The following is a 14,215-nucleotide window of genomic DNA, read 5'->3' as shown; positions in this document are numbered from 1 at the left end:
TTTTTGCACCAAAAAGAGGCTGCGCACTAATTACTTAGTGCGACAGCCCCTTTTTCTATTTCAGAAACTGTAATAGTAATATGGGGACGGTGTTTTTGGCTCCTTTACTGTCCCCGGTGGCAGAAAAAAGAAACCGAATGGATTTCTCCACTCGATTTCTCTGATTTTACTGTCCTCTTCTGTCCATTCCACTTCTGGTGTAGTATTGCTTCTTACTCTCGTACATTCTTTCATCTGAAGCTTTTGAAATATCAAATATGCTGTTCCACTTGCGCTCCGAACTGAAGACATATCCGTACGAAACCGCCATCGACTCGACAAATTCTCCATGCCAGCTTTCCACTCTCTGCTCAAATGCTCTCAGAAAGTTTTCAAACTGCGGTATATCTTTTGTAATGATGACAACGAACTCGTCACCGCCCATTCTGTATACCTTGCCATGTTTACTGAAACTGTTCTTCATACAATCCGCAGCTGCCCGTATAAGCTCATCACCTGCCGCATGTCCGAAGGAATCATTAGCGTTCTTGAGTCCATTAATATCCATAGAAATATACACCCACTCCTTAGTAAGGTCGAGCTTGTTTATGTCCTCCTCATATGCACGTCTGTTGTAACATCGGGTAAGTTCGTCCGTATTCGACGTATAACGGAATTTCTCCTTTTCGTACTTCTCTTTCATGACCTTCGACAGCATATATACCATACAGCACGAAGCCAGAGTCAGATATATTCCAACTATAAGAATAGCAAAAAGACTTCCCTGCAGATAATAAGAATCCTCTACCATTACAGCAACAATATATGCCCCGCCCTGTTTCTCCACGCACCGATAATTCCGCATATCAATGCTGTCAATTTCCTGTCCTATTTTGCTGCTGTCTGTAGCTCCGGCTACGATCTTTGTATCTGCATCCGCAACCAGAATCTCCATTCCCTTGTAAACCGGCATATCCGCAACTACATTAGAAACCTCATTCTGCTTGGCCTCGTTAAGAAGGCGTTTCGGCTCAATGCCGACCTGGATCATTTTGTTTCCCGCTTCATTCCAGGTGATCGCATACATCATTTCTTTAGCCTCGGAAGTATTCGGCGTAACGTCCTGGCACATGGTAAGCTTCTTATCCTTAAGCATTGGTTTAAAATATGCCATCTGCTCTCCGGAATCAAAGCTATAACCAAAATATTTTGGCACAGAACCGCTGTAAATATAACCTTTTGTGTCAAACAAATGTATCTCATCCACAGATATCAACGCCGCAATCTTCTGTAACTCGTCGACATCATATTCTACCTCTGGTTTTGCATCGATAATATAAGAAACCGCCTTAGCTCTTACTATATAATCGTCTTTCAGCGATTTGATAAGCGCTTCTTCACTCTCATCATTTTTATCGAGTACGGTGATAACACGATCCAGAAGTACTTTTGACGTCCGGTCTGAGTTTTTGTCATTAACATACTTTAGAATAAATCCTTCCAACAATAACGCCGCAGCGATTATCGTGATGGCAAGAATTATAAGTTTTCTCTTTTTCATATCATAAGTTTTTTCCGATATCCTCCAGTTCTTTCAATGAATTTTCATCTTTCGCAAGATCTGTTTTTTCACTGGCATAATATGATTTCTGAAAAAGCATATCCCATGACAGATAATCAGCCATGCAGTCGAACTGTTTGTTGATCAGCTCATACTGTATGCTGTCAACCGGTGAACCTCCAACAGCAATCACACCGACTTTCTTGTTTTTCAACTGCAGTCCACGGCAATAGCATTTGTCGATCACAAGCTTCAGCTGTGCCGACATCCCCCACCAATATACAGGTGTTGTAAAGAGAATCATATCAGCTGCTACAATCTTATCAATTGTTGGATTTGTATCATCATTATCTACACATCCCTTATGGCATTGACAGGCACCACAACCCTTGCACGGAGCTATCTGCAGTTTATCCGGCTCGATTACTTCAATTTCATTCTTCTCAGAAGCACCTTTTATAAGTGCATTGATTGCTGTTAATGTATTTCCTTTTCTGGCGCTTCCATTAATAATTATAATTTTCATATACGTCCTCCCGTTTTTTACAATTTTATATGCTATGATGATTATATCATTCCTATAATGAATTGTATCATAAAAACGAAATTTCCGATTATTTCTTTTTCTCTCTCCGTTACTGTTCACTCCGTTCACAGTAACTTGGTCAAAATGCATTCCAAATCACCTTCGGCGATGGCATTTTGCCCCGTATGTCTCGGGATTTTGCCATATTCATGGCAAAACACCTCGCGGGATATTACCTGTGAACAGTTACGGAATTTGTCAGTCCATATAGTTCTGAATCACACTTTGCAGGTACTCTTTATACTGCTGCCGTACATCTTCCGGTCCGACAATCCGCATCCCGAAGCCGATACCGGTAATCCAGCCAAAGAACTGTGAGCTTACCGCCACTGACACTCTGGCTCTGAAATGATCTTCTCCATGAGGACACATCCATACACCATGACCAAAGCGATCGATCACGACACCTGCCAGTTCATTTCTGCATTCCAGTGTGACTTCCGCATCTACACCGCCATACATACCAAACGTTTTCTTGGCAAATGCAGCCAGATCAAAATTTTTGAAGGACTCTTCCCCTTTACGATCAGCCTCAATAATCTCAGTATCACGCATTTTATCGACACGATAATGTTTGATGATTCCGGCTGTTGCATCATAAGCAACCAAATAGTAGTTTTCATCATCCCATGTCAATGCCCACGGACTGACAACATAGAAAGCACCATTCTTTTTAAATTTCAGCTCCTTCTTAACTGTCCATTCCGCATAATGAAATTTGATCTGTTTATTTTCGTAAATAGCCGTGTGAATATAATCTACGTTATAATACACCGTTTCATTCTCTGTCTTCGGCCGGTTTACAATGAAGACATATCTGGAAAGCATTTCGGCATCTGTCTTACAGCAAAGCTTCTCCAGTTTCTGTATCAATTCCTTGGATTTCTTTTCCGTAATAAATTTAGAAGACTGAACCGCATCCACCAAAAGCTTCAACTCCGGCAATTCAAAATCCCTGGCACCAATATAATAGCCAGGGCACTTGCCTTTCTTCTGCTGGATATCCAGTCCGAATTTATCTAGAATCTCCATCTCTGTATAAATTGTTCTTCTGTCCGTACTGATCCCATATTCCTGATCCAGAATCGTGCATAATTCCGATGCATTCAACATATGTTCATCATCGGTACGTTCCAGCAGGATTTCCATCAGATATAACGTACGGAGTTTCTGATCAAATGAAGCCATAACACATCACCTCTATTTTCTGTTTCCACTCTTCCCAGTGAAATATTTTCACATTTACCACTCTTCACATTTAATATCAATTATCTGTTCGATTGGAATGACCATTTGATCTGTCATGATTATGGTATGCTCGTATTCTTCTATCTTTTTTACAATACCAGAGCACGTAACATAGGATCCGCCGGCTTTTTTTGCATCGGGAATAAAATAAGTTATCGATACATTCTGTTCTATACCGATATTATTTCTGATTATATTGATTTTTTCATTCAGCTGAGCAATCACTTCCTCGCTCAGTTCCAATCTTTCATCGGTTAATCTTGCTGTTTCTTTTATCGCAGCATCATGCCCGGTCAGGGCTGCAAAAGGAGCAAACTGCGCTGCCCGATCCCAAAGTGGCATTTGCGGATGATTCTTAGAGACCGGATGTGGTAAATTGATGATATCTTCATAAGAATTATTTTTCATCCTCTTTCAACTCCTTTACGCCTTATGTCCGCCAATCTGTTCATTTCTGTCCCTGGCGGTTGCTCCTTCCTGAAGATTCATCCCCTTCAGCACAGCGTTTTTTCCAAATTTCTTTTTGATACTGAGCATTGCTTCCTGCATACGTTTTTCACGATCCAGCGCAGCCGCTTCCTCTTCCTGCTTTTTCCTTTGCGTCTCATAATCCGTAAAAAGATCCAGCTGCTCATACACTTCTTCTTTCTTTACCGAACTTTCATCCACGAGCCGGTTCGCTGTGATATTGATTCTTCTGACAAGCAGGTTTCTATCAACGATCCTGTCATATAACTCTGTTACTGCATCCGTTATCAGTTTTGTTGAGGAAGTCTGCTGTTTCAGATTGGTTGTTCCATGTGCGTGTTTTGGAATTCTTCTTCCATAACGGTCGATAGTAACCTCTCCATGATACTGCTTTTTCCTGTCGGCATTGTTCAGATTCTCAATATCATAACCAACTGTCAACACGATCTGGTCCGTTACAAGCTTCTTATCCACCAAATCCAAAACCATCTGGTCCGTCATCTCTTTTACAACCAGTTTTGCTTTTTCAAAATCATAGGGACAATGAAGCACCTGTCCGGAACAAACACTGTTCATTTCCGGTTTGTAGGCCTTGACCATTTCCATTGTACAGGGCTCATACCCCCAGGCATGGTCAATCAACAGCTCTGCATTAACGCCAAACAGTTTATATAGCAAATCTTCGTTGTATAACTCATTCTCTTTTCCGATGGAACATCTTGCAATATCTCCCATCGTATAGAGGCCATATTCTTCCAGCTTCTTTGCATATCCCTTTCCGACTCTCCAGAAATCAGTAAGTGGTCTGTGACTCCAGAGTTTCCTTCGGTATGACATTTCATCCAGTTCCGCAATTCGTACACCATCTTTATCTGCTTTAATATGCTTCGCCACGATATCCATCGCAATCTTGCATAAATACATATTTGTTCCGATTCCTGCAGTTGCTGTTATGCCTGTCGTTTTCAGCACATCCTGTATCATCGTCATCGCCAGTTCTCTTGGTGTCATATTATAAGTATGCAGATAATTCGTTACATCCATAAATACTTCGTCAATCGAATACGGGAAAATATCTTCCGGCGCAATATATTTCAGATAAATGCTGTAAATTCTGGTGCTGTATTCCAGATAGAGAGCCATCCGGGGAGGCGCAACAATATAATCAATCTCCAGTGCAAGATTGCTATTTAATTCTGTACTGTCATCAGAAGAACCAATAAATGTTCTGTTCAGTGCCTTCCACCTGCGGGCACTGTTAGCTTCTTTTACTTTTTGAACAACCTCAAATAAACGGGCCCTTCCGGGTATCCCATAACACTTTAAGGCTGGAGATACCGCAAGACAGATTGTTTTTTCTGTTCTGCTTTTATCCGCAACCACAAGATTGGTCGTCAAAGGATCCCTATTTCGTTCTATACATTCCACAGACGCATAGAATGACTTAAGATCGATTGCAATATAGGTTCTTTCCTTTTCCATCATTCTACACCTCCTGATTCCCCTGTGTTCTGTTTCTAACTACTTCTCCTTATCCATCGCCATATGTATCATTTTCTCGAAGGATTCTCTGAAATGCTCATCATCCTCCGCTGTTCGTTTTCTTGGGCCTTTTAAGTGATTCTTTCCGGATGCCCTTCGTGCTTTCTTATTCAGATGCCGCTCCATAAGCATCTGGTCAATATTCTCATTCGTATACCATTTCCCGGATTGATGAATCGCATACGCATTTTTTCCAAGTGCCATTGCAGCCACACCGTAGTCCTGTGATACAACAATATCGCCCCTATGGCAAATACTGATCAGTTTATAATCCACTGCATCTGCACCGGCTCCAACTACAACCACCTCACTGTAGTCAGAAGATAACACATGATTTGTATCACACAATAACGTTACCGGAACACTGTGCTCTTTTGCAACTTTTTCAACAATACCAACTACCGGACAGGCATCTGCATCAACAAAAATCTGCATAATCTCTCCTTTAATTACACCTGAATGGAGTGCGAACCTCAATGAGATTACCACTCGGATCATACAATCTTACTAGCTTCTGTCCACCTGCAAGTTCTGTCAATTTAGTAACATATCGGACGGAATACTTACCAGATTCATATTTCGCAAGCAATCCATCTATATCAAATTCCTCGAAATACAGTTCCATCATGTTATTGAATGGCGTAGAAGTTTCATTCAATGTTTTCCCCCATACGTCGGCATCCTGCAAAACAAGTCCCTCCGATAAGATCACATTACCTTCATTCTTAAGAATCACTTGCAGTCCAAATAAGTCTTTATAAAACCCTATTGATTTTTCTATATCATCCACCACGATCAGTACGTTTTTCAGCATATCCGTCACCTCACAATCCGATTTGGTTATATGATTTTTCCGGACAAATGATCAATTTCATGCTGGCAGATCTGTGCCGTCCATCCGGACAGTTTCTGGCGCTGTTTTTTCCAGTTGAAGTCATAATATTCTACTTCAATTTTCTGGTATCTGGTTGTCTTACGAACACCGTCAAGGGACAGACAGCCTTCTTCTGTCTCATACATGTCATGCTTTGAAACAATCACCGGATTAAACATCACAACATCTATGAATCCCATATTCACAATGATGATATTCTTCTTTACACCAATCATATTTGCAGCCATACCAACGCACCGTTCCCGGTTTGCCCGCAGTGTGTCCTGCAGATCCTTTCCAACCTGGATGTCAGCTTTCGTGGCTGGTTCGGATGGCTGACCTAAAAAGAAAACATCTCTTACAATTTGCTTTACCATTTACTTTCTCCTGTCCTCCGTTTCCAAGTGCACTATCTTGATTTTCGGATTTCATTTTTTTCTTATTGCTTTTACAAAACCTTCGACAGTCTTCGCTCCTACATCAATAGCTTGGTTTTTTTCATCCTTAGCCACCTTCTGAGCAACACCAACGACAACTGGTGCTATTTTCAATTTCAGCCATTTATTTGTCCTCCGGTTTCATAAAATACTTTACACATATCGCATTATTATTTCTGTACAACTTCCACTGATAATACAGAAAATTTATCTTTTATTCTCAGATTTTGTTCTGCTATATTCAATTCAAATACTCTCACTCAACATCAACTCAAGTATAACATAGATATAACCTCTATAGTGAATCTTTCCTGTAAAACATACTTATCATTCTGCACTATCACCTCTCCCTGTAAAAATATTTGTTCTTTTCCCATTTTATCCCTGGTTTTGATTACTATTTCTAATTCCTGCGATCCGTTATCTCTAACGCCACAGCATCTGCATTCATTTTTTTCCAAGCAATTACTTTATCTCCATTAATCGCATACCTCACTGTTCCATAACAAACTGAGAATTGTTTCAGTTTCTGATTATAGATACCCGTCTGCCAGAATAACTGTTCATTCTTATCTTTCCATATGTAAACACAGATTGCCTGATTCTTGGGATATCCCTGCTCTGATACCATCAGAAAGTCATTCAACTCAAAGAATGTTTTCTTGCTAAATAAGCCGGATATATATGACTTCACTTTCTGCCATAATGTTGGTTCTGCTGTCTTCTCGCCAAGCAATGCTTCTAATGAAAGTGTTAACTTTTGTATTTTTTCTACCTGGCACTGTTTTGCTTTCTTTTTCTCAGCTTTATTTAACTTACCGTTGTGTAATGCATATTCTTCTGGTTTATATTCATATTTCTTAATTATGTTCAGCACATATCTGATATCGGTATCTGCGCACATAAGACTTTGAATATGAAACCCTTGAGTAAACTCTCGTACTCCGTTTGCTCTCACAGCATAATTATTGTGGTAAAGCTGCACATGCCCTTTCTTTGGAAGGCTTTTTATTCTCCACGTATCTTCCTTATGCCACACTGTCATAGTGTCTATAGATATCCTGGTTTTCATTCCATTCTCAACATAGATATTTCTGATCTGCTCTGTTGTCATTTTGGTTCTCTCAAAAAAATCAAGATATGTCTCTATCTCCTTTGGATCTTTTGCCCCGGCTATAACGTAAGCATGAATCATACAATCAGGACACGGTTTTAATTTCGGAAGATATTCTTCAGACCAGAGTAAATCTTCATCCAGAATATCTTTTGCATTATCACAATGCTTATCGTGAATAATGCCATCTTTCTTTGAATAAAGATATTTAATTCTCTGATCACTCATAATACGATGACGTTCTTCCGATTCTTCATATGAGCAGACAGATTCCGTTGATGATGGAGCATCAAGTGCCAATGCTCCATCTGCCATTTCTATATTTTGTTTTTTTCCTTGTAATTCATTAAGCAAATCAGTAAAATCTGAATGCTCATAACCTTTTACATATGAAATATTTTTTCTGCTCATAAATCACCTTTTTCTACCATTTTTATAACCTTGGAAATTTATTCTTCAACTTCTGTTTCAGATTTCTTAACCTTCTTTTGATTATCCAGAAGGCTCTTCTTGCTGATGCTGCAGATTGTTCCGTGCTCTGTGACAAGCACCACTTTTGCTTTTGCTTTCTTCCCGATTTTGTCATAGATTCTTCCGGCACTCATGGAATCTCCAAGTACTGTATAAGAACTGTTCGCTACATATCCGATTTTTCCCAGACCTTCGTAAATTACTTTAATTGCTTCCTTGTCATACTCATTGTCTGGTTCTTTTTCTAAGCGGATCTTCGTTCCTTTTTTCAGAAATTCTTTTCCGAAATAATGATTTGTTCCTGTCAGTGTGAAATAAATTTTACTCATTGCCCTTCCTCCTCTTAATCTTCCATAAACTCGAAATATTCCCGTTCACTGGCAAATAAAATGTATTTGCCTTCTACATATCCCATATATCCGTTGCTTGTATCATAACCTTTCATCTGCCAGTCCTCCTTGGATTTTTCTTCTTTTTTGATGTTATCATCTTACAATAAATGGCTGTGCAAAAATCCCGACAACCAACTGGTCCTACGCAGGAAGATTACAGCATGCCTAAAACGATCAAGGAACTTAAGGCTGAAGTCCTACGCCTGCTAAAAGAGAACGCTGAACTTAAGGCACAGATCTTGAAACTTACCAATAAATAGTTTTTCGGAGGATGCCATGGATATCAAGGAGGCTTTTTACAAACAAAAAAATGAACTTCACGCATGCCAGAGGGAAGTCCGCAAGCTTCAAAAACGTTTTTCACGTAAACTCTCTTTCTTCGTTGAAGAATTACGCAGTGCCTGTATTTCCTCTGATCTTATTTACTGGGATGACACAGTTGTATTTATCCATACAGCCCGTGCCTGTTTTCGTTTCTATGGGAATGACCGCATCGCTCTTTACTCTACACATATGAAGAAAGATCTTGCTGGAATCCTTGTTGTTAATTGATAATTCAAGTATAATAAACTCTATGCAAAAAATACACGTCTTGCATGAGGACTTAAATATTGATACTCCTCATGTTTGTCGATATACGGGGAGGAAATTCTCATGGGTAAGCAATCCACCAGGGAAAACAAAACAATTTACCAGCTTTGCCGAGAAGCGGCAGGACTTACAAGAGCAGAGGCCAGTGAAAAAATGGATGCTGTCTCTGATTCAAAAATTGAAAAATTTGAATATGAAACACAAGAACCTACGCCTTATGATATCCTCCAGATGGCAGATGCCTATAAAAGACCAGAGCTTTGCAATTATTATTGCTCTCACAAATGCGAGATTGGCCATCGTTATGTTCCAGAAGTAGAAGTGACCGATCTGTCAAATATCATTTTGGAGACAATTGCCAGTTTGAATGAAATCAATCCTCTTACTGGTCGTCTGATCCAGATTGCCCGTGACGGTAAGATCAGCGATGATGAAATGAAAGATTTTGCTTATATCAGTAAAAAACTTGATGAAATTTCTTTAGCCATAGACTCTTTGAATCTTTGGGTAGATAAGACCGCCGGAGAACAGGGGCTTAATCTTGAGCTCTTAAATACCGAAAAAGAAAAATTAAAATAATCCATAACACCAAGAAAGGCAATGAACCATTTCTGACTCATTGCCTTTTCCTTTACATACGCTGTAATTGATTGACGATACTTTCTGTTTTCTCCTCCTGATCCATTATGAATGTGACGTCACCAGTGCTATAATGCCACCAATGATCAATAATGGAAAAGCAATGTACATCAGTCCACCTACAACCATACCTATCAATATCACCGGGAAGAAAATAACCGTGCAAAGTAGTTTCATAATTCCCCAAGATGCTCTTAACCCAAAAACAAAAAATTTTCCAACAAACCAAATTATACAAATTGTAAATAATAACGATAACATTTTTTACTCCTTCTGACATGTGTCTTTCATTTTTTCTGTTCTTTTTCTGCTAAATATTCAGATGTGTTCTTTATACCAAGTTTATTACTGAACATCGGATTTTTCTCCATCTTTTCTATTATCCGGATTAGTCGAATTCTCTGTGCTGCTTCCATCTGATCACCCCATTTACATTCTGCTTTTTTGTTGATATTGTCACTATAACAAATTTATTTTTCACAATACACGTCCACCATGAGGAATTGCATCTTTATATTTCTCAAATTTTGAGAATTCTGTCTTTATATTTCTCTGAACGAATTGTTTTCTATCTATGCTGACTCTTTTATAATAAGCATATCCGAGCAACAATTATTATTAAAAGGGAGATTATGCTATGCGAATTGAAAACTTACAAAATGAAAACAGAAAATATGCGAAAAGTATTGGAAACTTCCATGTGCTTGAATATGTGCAGGATGCCAGCGTTTCACCTATGAATGCAATGAATGAGTATTTCATGAGTAAAATGAATGTCAGAAGAAGACAGGTTGTTATTGATATTGATAAAGACCATTCAGCTGTTATCCAGGCTGGTTCCATGCAGTGGATAGGTGGTAATGTACAAGCCACATCTGGTGTAAAAGGTATCGGAGATTTTCTTGGAAAGGCACTCAAGGGTGCGGTTACCAAAGAAACCGCAGTTAAACCAGAATATGTTGGTGAAGGCTGCCTGGTATTAGAACCGACATACAAATACATTATCCTTGCAGACATTGGAAAATGGGGTTCGGCCGGAATGACAATTGAAGATGGCATGTTCCTGGCTTGTGATGCAAATGTAAAAAGTAAAGTTGTAGCCAGAAAGAACCTTTCATCAGCAGTATTAGGTAGCGAAAGTCTGTTTAATCTGAGTTTGCAGGGAAATGGTGTAGCTGCACTGGAGTCTAATGTTCCCGAAGATGAATTGATTGAAGTCATATTGGAAAATGATGAACTGAAAATTGATGGAAACCTTGCCGTATGCTGGTCATCAAACCTTGAATTTACCGTAGAACGATCAACCAAAACACTTGTGGGATCAGCGGTTAGTGGAGAAGGCCTGGTAAATGTTTACCGCGGAACAGGACGGGTACTGATGTGTCCGGTCGCACCGACAACTTCCTTGTTTGAGTCCACCAACACCATGGCAGCTAAGGCTGCAGCTAAATCCAGCAATACATTTGGAAAATAAGCGTAAAACACATTTTCACGTAAACAACAAACAATCACTTCCAAAGAGAAACAACATTTGAAGATATCACCTTCAGACTATTTTTTATTATAGTCTGAAGGTGATTTTAAAATTCCCAATATACTCTAGCTTTACGGCAGTATCTCAAGCCAGTATCCATCTGGATCTACAATAAAATAGATTCCCATTGCTTCATTTTCGAAACAAATGCATCCCATCTCTTCATGCTTCTTATGCGCTGCCTCGTAATCCTCTGCCTGGAATGCCAGGTGGAATTCGCATTCACCCAGATTATATGGTTGTGGATGATCTTTAAGCCAGGTAAGTTCCAACTCAAAATCACTTACATCATTGCTCAAATACACAATGATAAAATCATCGGTAGTCTTTCTTCTCACTTCGTGCAGATCAAGGGCCTCGTTGTAAAATTTAATAGATCGGTCCAGGTCTGATACATTGTAGTTTTCGTGAATCATCTTAAACTTCATAATTCTTCTCCTTTTGCACATTCTGTGTTTTTAATACGTGATTTATATTGCGGATATTCTGTAATAAACCGCTTAATTACATTGGCATCATTCCAGTAATGCATTGGAAAAATGACATTGCAATCTACATTTTTAAGGAAATACAGGATCCCGTCGGCATAGTGATTTCCCTGTCTCGGACCTAAAGGGACAAATGCAGCATCAAAATGCATACCCTTGATTTTCCTGATCTCCGCACGATATGCTGAAGTAAGTCTCTGGTTATCAGCTTTTGGCTCACCATCCCAATACCAGTCATTTAAATCACCAGCATGATAAATGGTACCTTCCTTTGTTTTGACAATAAATGCTACACCACTATCGTTAGATAGCAATGTATCGACTTGGGTGCCATTATCCAGATTATAAGTCTGATTATGATAAACATATATGAGTAAGTAATTTTCATCACCTTTATAAAATAACTCCTTTTTCCCTATAAGCTTACAGACGAATACCTGGCGTTCATCCACGACCCAGAAGATGTCTAATATTCTTTTGCAATTTCCTCTGTTATCTCATATATCTCTTTGAATCTTTCTAGGTCCTCCAGCAATCTGATCAGCATGATCTCTTCGATTTTTCCGGTCCGTATGTCTTTGAATCCTGCTACTTCTTCCCCGGTACAAATGCTTGCACGAATAACTGGTTTCATATGTTCTCGATCATATGTTTTTTTCACGATTTTCTTTTTAAATAATCCCATGCTTCATCCTCCGAATAATTACAGTAACAAGATCAATTATTTAATTTCTGGAACATTTTTCTGCATCAATCGCAAGTACAAACATCAGCGCATCCAATGCATTTCCTGGATCCTGCACATCAATAACATATGTATCAGTCATATGAAACAGTTCTTTACTAAAGGCTTTATTATCATTAGCAATGTAATAAAACTTACCATGATAAAAAGGTTTGAGCTGATAATTCTTTTAACACGTCACAAAGCAGTTCAAAACCAGTCTGTATATCCGCTACAGCGGTGGCTTCTGCCGGATTATGGCTGATACCTCCGATACTCGGCACGAAGATCATCGCAGTCGGGAAATGCTTTCCGAATACCATCGAGTCGTGTCCGGCGCCGCTGTTCATATGCTTATACGCGAGATGTTTCTCTTCACAGTGCCGCTCGATCACCCGAATCACGTTCGGATCCATCTGTACGGACTCCAGCCAGTCATTCTGTCGAAGCCGGGTCTGAAAGCCCTTGCGTTCGATGGATTCCAGTGCACGTTTCAGAAGAACCACATCTTGAAGCAGTTCCTCATTGCTACCATCGCGCAGATCGATGAGCAGATTCACTCGATCTGCAATGACATTCTGCATTCCAGGAAATACCTGTATCGCGCCATAGGTAAGGGTGGCAGAAGGGGCCTGCGCCATCATCTGACGGGTAGACTCTGTGATAAATTCCGCAGCAGCTACCACAGGATCGTGCCGTAAAAGCATCGAGGTGGTACCTGCATGGTTCTGGCTTCCCTGAATGGTCAGCTCATAGTTGACGATACCGACGATACTGTCCACAATACCGATCTGCTTCTGCTCGCTTTCAAGCACCGGTCCCTGTTCGATATGCAGTTCTACGATTGCTCGAATATCGTCACGTTTCACATTTTTCAGCGCTTCCGTCTGATACCCGGCAGATACCAGTGCTTCACGAAGTGTGACGCCATCACGGCTGAGCTCCTCGAGATCCTCTTCTTTCAGCGTGCCACAGATTGCGCGGCTCCCCTGACAGCCGGATGGAAAACGACTGCCCTCTTCCTCCATCAGACCACCCACTTCCAGGCTGTGTTTCGGAACGAAGCCCGACTGTTTGAGGTATCCCAGCGCTGCCACACCGGTCACAACGCCCAGTGCACCATCATATTTTCCACCGTTCTTTACGGTATCCAGGTGGGATCCCGTCAGTATGGTTCCAGGTTCTGTCCCCGGAAGCCGTCCATACACGTTACCGATCGCGTCCTCTCTGTATTCAAGCCCCAGATCCTCGATCCACTCACGCAGGATGTTCTTCGCGATTTTGTCTTCCAGAGTATACGCTGCACGCCAGATCTCTCCGTCGATGCGCGTCGCATCGGCCAGCTGACACAGCATTTCTTCGATTCTTACTCCCGCTTCGTTTTTCATCATAAATGTCACCTCATTTCATAGTTTGTTTTCTTTCAATATTTCTCCGTATTCTTCTCCTGCGCGACCTCCCATTACGTATAATCGGGTATGGCATTCCTCACGTGACATGCTCCCACCACTTAATCTCTGATTTTGAAGTGGGGGCTTCTTGCTCAATGGCTCTACAGAGCCAAGTA

Annotated in this window: 17 protein-coding genes and 1 pseudogene; 3 read left to right on the top strand and 15 right to left on the bottom strand. The window is 40.3% G+C overall.

All coding sequences use genetic code 11. The annotated features are described in order from the left end of the window. Positions 1-166: 166 nt before the first annotated feature. The 10 genes from LI112_RS16740 to LI112_RS16695 all read right to left on the bottom strand — a co-directional run bounded on the left by LI112_RS16740 (position 167) and on the right by LI112_RS16695 (position 8,609). The gene (locus tag LI112_RS16740) at positions 167-1,540 is read right to left on the bottom strand and encodes a GGDEF domain-containing protein (protein WP_227191119.1); all 1,374 of its coding nucleotides are present in this window, start codon (positions 1,538-1,540) and stop codon (positions 167-169) included. A 1-nt stretch (position 1,541) separates the two neighbouring features. Beyond that, positions 1,542-2,066, bottom strand: a complete 525-nt coding sequence (locus LI112_RS16735; protein ID WP_227191118.1) for a flavodoxin family protein — start codon at positions 2,064-2,066, stop codon at positions 1,542-1,544. Positions 2,067-2,324: 258 nt separating this feature from the next. After that, the gene (locus LI112_RS16730; protein ID WP_117639212.1) at positions 2,325-3,314 is read right to left on the bottom strand and encodes a YafY family protein; all 990 of its coding nucleotides are present in this window, start codon (positions 3,312-3,314) and stop codon (positions 2,325-2,327) included. Positions 3,315-3,368: 54 nt separating this feature from the next. Continuing rightward, positions 3,369-3,782 carry a hypothetical protein gene (locus LI112_RS16725; protein ID WP_227191117.1) on the bottom strand — a complete coding sequence of 138 codons (414 nt, stop codon included), beginning with the start codon at positions 3,780-3,782 and terminating at the stop codon, positions 3,369-3,371. 15 nt (positions 3,783-3,797) lie between these two features. Next, positions 3,798-5,324 carry a DNA methylase gene (locus LI112_RS16720; protein WP_227191120.1) on the bottom strand — a complete coding sequence of 509 codons (1,527 nt, stop codon included), beginning with the start codon at positions 5,322-5,324 and terminating at the stop codon, positions 3,798-3,800. A 39-nt stretch (positions 5,325-5,363) separates the two neighbouring features. Next, positions 5,364-5,819 (bottom strand): YaiI/YqxD family protein, encoded by a 456-nt coding sequence (locus tag LI112_RS16715; RefSeq protein WP_227191116.1) that lies wholly within the window; start codon positions 5,817-5,819, stop codon positions 5,364-5,366. 10 nt (positions 5,820-5,829) lie between these two features. Beyond that, entirely contained in the window at positions 5,830-6,198 is a 369-nt protein-coding gene (locus tag LI112_RS16710; protein ID WP_227191115.1) for a VOC family protein, read from the bottom strand. A 26-nt stretch (positions 6,199-6,224) separates the two neighbouring features. Next, positions 6,225-6,635, bottom strand: coding sequence for a peptide deformylase (locus tag LI112_RS16705; RefSeq protein ID WP_227191114.1), 411 nt, complete (start codon positions 6,633-6,635; stop codon positions 6,225-6,227). A gap of 463 nt (positions 6,636-7,098) precedes the next feature. Continuing rightward, the gene (locus tag LI112_RS16700; protein ID WP_227191113.1) at positions 7,099-8,220 is read right to left on the bottom strand and encodes a hypothetical protein; all 1,122 of its coding nucleotides are present in this window, start codon (positions 8,218-8,220) and stop codon (positions 7,099-7,101) included. A 38-nt stretch (positions 8,221-8,258) separates the two neighbouring features. Next, positions 8,259-8,609: an HIRAN domain-containing protein gene (locus LI112_RS16695; RefSeq protein ID WP_005426093.1), complete on the bottom strand. Its 351-nt coding sequence runs from the start codon at positions 8,607-8,609 to the stop codon at positions 8,259-8,261. Positions 8,610-8,948: 339 nt separating this feature from the next. On the opposite strand from LI112_RS16695, the gene LI112_RS16690 reads away from it, so the two are divergent. Then, positions 8,949-9,224, top strand: a complete 276-nt coding sequence (locus tag LI112_RS16690; RefSeq protein ID WP_005426088.1) for a hypothetical protein — start codon at positions 8,949-8,951, stop codon at positions 9,222-9,224. Positions 9,225-9,326: 102 nt separating this feature from the next. Then, the gene (locus LI112_RS16685; RefSeq protein WP_129796104.1) at positions 9,327-9,842 is read left to right on the top strand and encodes a helix-turn-helix transcriptional regulator; all 516 of its coding nucleotides are present in this window, start codon (positions 9,327-9,329) and stop codon (positions 9,840-9,842) included. Positions 9,843-9,947: 105 nt separating this feature from the next. On the opposite strand, the gene LI112_RS18570 is transcribed toward LI112_RS16685, so the two are convergent. After that, a complete protein-coding gene (locus LI112_RS18570) occupies positions 9,948-10,163 on the bottom strand; it encodes a hypothetical protein (RefSeq protein WP_055066680.1) in 216 nt (71 codons plus the stop codon). A 376-nt stretch (positions 10,164-10,539) separates the two neighbouring features. Between LI112_RS18570 and LI112_RS16680 the strand changes: the two genes are divergently transcribed. Beyond that, positions 10,540-11,376, top strand: a complete 837-nt coding sequence (locus LI112_RS16680) for an AIM24 family protein (RefSeq protein WP_227191112.1) — start codon at positions 10,540-10,542, stop codon at positions 11,374-11,376. A 131-nt stretch (positions 11,377-11,507) separates the two neighbouring features. Here the strand turns inward: LI112_RS16680 and LI112_RS16675 are convergent, their stop codons facing one another. The 4 genes and pseudogenes from LI112_RS16675 to LI112_RS16660 all read right to left on the bottom strand — a co-directional run bounded on the left by LI112_RS16675 (position 11,508) and on the right by LI112_RS16660 (position 14,039). Then, complete coding sequence (locus LI112_RS16675) at positions 11,508-11,864, bottom strand: VOC family protein (RefSeq protein ID WP_005426079.1); 357 nt, start codon at positions 11,862-11,864, stop codon at positions 11,508-11,510. After that, positions 11,861-12,292, bottom strand: a pseudogene (locus LI112_RS16670) (MBL fold metallo-hydrolase); the annotation flags it as partial. The pseudogene LI112_RS16670 and the gene LI112_RS16675, both read right to left, overlap by 4 nt. 98 nt (positions 12,293-12,390) lie before the next feature. Next, the gene (locus LI112_RS16665) at positions 12,391-12,609 is read right to left on the bottom strand and encodes an aspartate dehydrogenase (protein ID WP_227191111.1); all 219 of its coding nucleotides are present in this window, start codon (positions 12,607-12,609) and stop codon (positions 12,391-12,393) included. A 194-nt stretch (positions 12,610-12,803) separates the two neighbouring features. After that, on the bottom strand, positions 12,804-14,039 hold the full coding sequence (locus LI112_RS16660; RefSeq protein ID WP_129796102.1) for a M20 family metallo-hydrolase: 1,236 nt from the start codon (positions 14,037-14,039) through the stop codon (positions 12,804-12,806). Positions 14,040-14,215: the final 176 nt, after the last annotated feature.

Origin of the sequence: Blautia sp. 210820-DFI.6.14 (assembly GCF_020558815.1) — a bacterium.
Classification (GTDB): Bacteria; Bacillota; Clostridia; order Lachnospirales; family Lachnospiraceae; genus Blautia_A; species Blautia_A obeum.
Note: the sequence above shows the minus strand (reverse complement) of the source record. Positions and strands in the feature narration are given on the sequence as shown.

Coding starts and splice junctions, on each gene's coding strand:
- LI112_RS16740 (WP_227191119.1), bottom strand. CDS start 1,540: ATGAAAAAGAGAAAACTTATAATTCTTGCCATCACGATAATCGCTGCG.
- LI112_RS16735 (WP_227191118.1), bottom strand. CDS start 2,066: ATGAAAATTATAATTATTAATGGAAGCGCCAGAAAAGGAAATACATTA.
- LI112_RS16730 (WP_117639212.1), bottom strand. CDS start 3,314: ATGGCTTCATTTGATCAGAAACTCCGTACGTTATATCTGATGGAAATC.
- LI112_RS16725 (WP_227191117.1), bottom strand. CDS start 3,782: ATGAAAAATAATTCTTATGAAGATATCATCAATTTACCACATCCGGTC.
- LI112_RS16720 (WP_227191120.1), bottom strand. CDS start 5,324: ATGGAAAAGGAAAGAACCTATATTGCAATCGATCTTAAGTCATTCTAT.
- LI112_RS16715 (WP_227191116.1), bottom strand. CDS start 5,819: ATGCAGATTTTTGTTGATGCAGATGCCTGTCCGGTAGTTGGTATTGTT.
- LI112_RS16710 (WP_227191115.1), bottom strand. CDS start 6,198: ATGCTGAAAAACGTACTGATCGTGGTGGATGATATAGAAAAATCAATA.
- LI112_RS16705 (WP_227191114.1), bottom strand. CDS start 6,635: ATGGTAAAGCAAATTGTAAGAGATGTTTTCTTTTTAGGTCAGCCATCC.
- LI112_RS16700 (WP_227191113.1), bottom strand. CDS start 8,220: ATGAGCAGAAAAAATATTTCATATGTAAAAGGTTATGAGCATTCAGAT.
- LI112_RS16695 (WP_005426093.1), bottom strand. CDS start 8,609: ATGAGTAAAATTTATTTCACACTGACAGGAACAAATCATTATTTCGGA.
- LI112_RS16690 (WP_005426088.1), top strand. CDS start 8,949: ATGGATATCAAGGAGGCTTTTTACAAACAAAAAAATGAACTTCACGCA.
- LI112_RS16685 (WP_129796104.1), top strand. CDS start 9,327: ATGGGTAAGCAATCCACCAGGGAAAACAAAACAATTTACCAGCTTTGC.
- LI112_RS18570 (WP_055066680.1), bottom strand. CDS start 10,163: ATGTTATCGTTATTATTTACAATTTGTATAATTTGGTTTGTTGGAAAA.
- LI112_RS16680 (WP_227191112.1), top strand. CDS start 10,540: ATGCGAATTGAAAACTTACAAAATGAAAACAGAAAATATGCGAAAAGT.
- LI112_RS16675 (WP_005426079.1), bottom strand. CDS start 11,864: ATGAAGTTTAAGATGATTCACGAAAACTACAATGTATCAGACCTGGAC.
- LI112_RS16665 (WP_227191111.1), bottom strand. CDS start 12,609: ATGGGATTATTTAAAAAGAAAATCGTGAAAAAAACATATGATCGAGAA.
- LI112_RS16660 (WP_129796102.1), bottom strand. CDS start 14,039: ATGATGAAAAACGAAGCGGGAGTAAGAATCGAAGAAATGCTGTGTCAG.